The sequence below is a fragment of the Pseudolysinimonas sp. genome, assembly GCF_031389465.1.
Taxonomy (GTDB): Bacteria; Actinomycetota; Actinomycetes; order Actinomycetales; family Microbacteriaceae; genus Pseudolysinimonas_A.
Genome location: NZ_JANMSQ010000222.1, coordinates 1 through 3686 on the forward strand (window position 1 = coordinate 1; position 3686 = coordinate 3686).

The 3686-nt window shown below is 69.3% G+C and carries 4 protein-coding genes; 3 read left to right on the forward strand and 1 reads right to left on the reverse strand.

What is annotated here, in order from left to right:
* The 3 genes from RMO30_RS08870 to RMO30_RS08880 all read left to right on the forward strand — a co-directional run.
* Positions 1–925, forward strand: a 925-nt coding sequence (locus tag RMO30_RS08870; protein WP_309712166.1) for a glycosyltransferase, incomplete at its 5' end; no start/stop codon positions are given.
* The gene (locus RMO30_RS08875) at positions 922–1968 is read left to right on the forward strand and encodes a glycosyltransferase (RefSeq protein WP_309712169.1); all 1047 of its coding nucleotides are present in this window, start codon (positions 922–924) and stop codon (positions 1966–1968) included. The genes RMO30_RS08870 and RMO30_RS08875, both read left to right, overlap by 4 nt.
* An 8-nt stretch (positions 1969–1976) precedes the next feature.
* The gene (locus RMO30_RS08880) at positions 1977–3455 is read left to right on the forward strand and encodes a glycoside hydrolase family 130 protein (protein ID WP_309712171.1); all 1479 of its coding nucleotides are present in this window, start codon (positions 1977–1979) and stop codon (positions 3453–3455) included.
* Between the two features lie 69 nt (positions 3456–3524).
* On the opposite strand, the gene RMO30_RS08885 is transcribed toward RMO30_RS08880, so the two are convergent.
* On the reverse strand, positions 3525–3686 hold a 162-nt coding region (locus RMO30_RS08885), incomplete at its 5' end, for a cold-shock protein (protein WP_309712174.1).

Below are 3686 nucleotides of genomic sequence, written 5' to 3' on the forward strand. Positions count from 1 at the left end.
TCGGGTCGCCGCCGCGCGCGCGCTCGACGCGAGCGACGTGGTGATCGTGCAACACGAGTACGGCATCTACGGCGGACGCGACGGTGACGAGATCCTCGACGTGATGTCGCGGATCGCGGCACCGTCCATCGTGGTGCTGCACACGGTTCGCGAGTCGCCGACGGCGCATCAGCGCTGGCTGCTCGACCGTGTCGCCGGACTCGCCTCTGCCGTCGTTGTGATGACCCGCGCCGCCGAAGAGCTGCTCGCGCGCGGCTATTCGGTTCCCCCGTCCAAGGTGCACGTGATCCCGCATGGCGTGACCCCATGGGTGCCGGTCATCGCCGCGCCGACGACGCGTCCGACGGTGCTGACCTGGGGTCTGATCGGCCCGGGCAAAGGCATCGAATGGGGCATCCGTGCCCTCGCCGAGCGGAACGCGCCCCGCCCCCGCCCCCGCTACGTCGTGGCGGGCCAGACGCATCCCAAGGTTCTCGCCGAGCACGGCGAGGCCTACCGGAACTCGCTCATAGAGATCGCCCGAGAGCTGCACCTCGATGGTGATGTCGAACTTGACGGGAGGTATCGCGACGGTGCCGAACTTGCAGCCCTGGTGGCGGCGGCCGACGTCGTGCTGCTGCCCTATGACTCGCGCGAACAGACAACCTCAGGTGTTCTCGTCGAAGCGATCGCTGCAGGCAAGCCCGTGATCGCGACCCGGTTCCCGCACGCCATCGAGCTGTTGAGTAGGGGAGCAGGCATCCTCGTTGATCACGAAAACCCGCCGCAGATCGCTGCCGCAGTCGCCGCGATCCTCGGCGGGCGCGAGCTGGCAGCCGGGATGGTTGCCGCCGCGATCGAGGGGTCCCACGAGACCGGGTGGGACGAGGTCGCCAGCCAGTACCGCAGACTCGGTGCGGCACTGCTGCGGGCGAACGCCGCGTGAACACTCTCGCCTCAGCGCTCGCCCTGCCGGTGGCGTCGGCCCTCGCGCCGTCGTTTCGTCACCTGCGACGCATGACGACGGGCATCGGGGTCTTCGAGCACGCGTTGAATGACGTGCCGCGCGTCGAACACGGCTACTGCGTCGACGACGTCGCGCGTGCACTCACCGTCGTCGTCCGCGAACCCGACCAGACTCCCGAGCTCGCCCAGCTGACCGATACCTACCTGAGCTTCCTCGAGGCCGCGGTCGCGCCCGACGGCCTCGTTCACAACCGCATGGATGCCGACGGCCAGTGGGCCGACGAGGCGACGGTGGGCGACTGGTGGGGCCGCGCGGTCGGCGCGCTCGGGTTCGCGGCTGCCCACTCCGTGCTGCCGTTCCACCGCACGCGAGCGATGTACGCCTTCCTGCGCGCCGCAGCGCGCCGCTCGCCGGATGTTCGAGCCTCAGCTTTTGCCGCACTCGGGGCGGTCGAGGTGTTGAGCGTGCGATCCGACGCCGACGCCGCGCGCGCCCTTCTCGTCGCATGCCTCGACGTCATCCCGACCGCGCCGCTGGGTGCGTGGGACTGGCCAGAGGCACGGCTGCGCTACGCGAACGCGACGCTGTGCGAAGCCCTCATCGCCGGGGGAGGGGTACTCGGGCGACGCGACCTCGTCGCCCGCGGACTCGCGCTGCTCTCCTTCTTGCTTCGCACCGAGGAGGGCCCGGGGGGTCGCCTGTCGCTCACCGGATCGGCCGGACGTGGCCCGGGAGAGTCGGGCCCGCTGTGGGATCAGCAGGCGATCGAGGCCGCCGCACTCGCGGACGCGTGCGCGCGTGCCTTCCACGAGACTCTCGACCCGCTCTGGCGCGGGGGCGTTCAGATCGCTTGGGCCTGGTTCCTGGGCGAGAACGACTCGGCGACCCCGATGTACGACCCGGTAACGGGTGCCGGGTTCGACGGCCTCGAGCCCGCGGGACGCAACGCCAATCGCGGTGCCGAGTCGACCCTCGCCGCGCTCGACACGCTGCAGCACGCCCGAGCGCTCGGGGTGGCGTGAGCCTCGACGTGCGAGACTCGGGAACCGAGCTGCGCCCGGATCCGTCGCGGGTCGTCGCCGATCTCTTCCTTCCGGGGGAGAGTACGCCCGGGGCACCGTCGCGGACTGAGCACGTCGTCGCCCGGGTACTCGCCGCTCCGCGAGCGGAGCTCGAGCAGGAGGCGGCGAGGCTCACGCGTGAATTCGACCCCCGGCACAGCGGCATGGCTGCGCTGGTGCGCGCGAACGCCGCGAAGGTCTACACCGACACGACATCCCTTGACGAGGCGACGGCGCTCGTGCTCGGGGCGACATTCACGGCGGAGTACGCGATCGAGGGCGCAGCCTTGTGCAACCCGAGCGCCGTCGTCGACCCCGACCAGTCGGGGGTGTCCGACGACGCGCTGCGCGTCATCCTCTCGATGCGGTCGATCGGTGAAGGTCACGTCTCGGCGGTCTCGTTCTGCACCGCCGTCATCGGCCCCGGCCGCACCTGGGGATTCGAGGGCCGTCGACTCCCGCTCGTACGTGCCACGATCACCGACGGCGAGTGGGATCTTGAGCACCTGCGCAGCTCGCTCGCGCACGACGGCGAGATGACCGAGGTCGCACACGCCGTTCTTCAGAAGCTTCCACCGCGGGTGCGCAAGGCCGACATCGAGCTCGCGATCCGTGCTTTGCCTGACGAGTTCTTCAGCCACTTCGACTCGCGCCCTCGGGTCGAGGTCATCCGGATGGTCGGGCGGTCCGCCTACGACGCCGGGTTCGCGGCGGAGAGCGATGTGAGTCAGCGGGTGCTGCTTCCGGTCGCCGACGAGGAACGTCACGGCATGGAGGATGCCCGCTTCGTGCGGTTCGTCGAGCAGGACGGTACCGTCGAGTTCCGGGGCAGCTACACGGCCTATGACGGTCGCGCGATCACGTCGCGCTTGATCGTGACGACGGACTTCCGAAGTTTCTCGATTCGTCGGTTGACCGGGCCACCTGCGAAGACCAAAGGGATGGCGTTCTTCCCCCGGCGAGTTGGCGGACGCCTGCTCGCATTGACGCGCAGCGGGGGCGAGACGATCTCGCTCGCCGTGTCGCTCAACGGGCTCGACTGGGTCGATGAGGCACCGATCTACACCCCGGACCTGCTCTGGGAGGTCGTGCAGAGCGGCAACTGCGGCTCCCCGATCGAGACCGACCGCGGATGGCTCGTGCTCACCCACGGAGTTGGACCGATGCGGCGTTACGTGATCGGCGTGATCCTGCTCGACCTGGACGACCCGACCCGAGTTCTGGCACGGCTCGAGACCCCGCTTCTCGAGCCGGCCGAAGGCCACCGTGATGGCTACGTGCCGCACGTCGTCTACTCGTGTGGGGGGCTCGTGCACGATGGGGTGCTGTGGGTGCCGTACGGGATCGGTGACAGTCGCATTCGGGTCGCTTCGGTTCCCCTCCAGGATCTGCTCGACGCGATGACACCGGTCGCCGCGCAACCACGGCAGGTAGTGCCGACCCCGTGAATGGGAGAACCCCGCCCCCTCGTGAGAGGGGACGGGGTTCTTCGGTAAGCGGGACGATCCTGGTGAGGATCAGCCCTGCTGGATGTTCGACGCCTGGGGACCCTTGGGGCCCTGTGCGACGTCGTACTGGATCTTCTCGCCCTCATTGAGGTCGCGACGCCCACTGCCCGCGATCGCGCTGAAGTGCGCGAACACGTCGGGGGTGCCGTCGTCAGGGGCGATGAAGCCAAA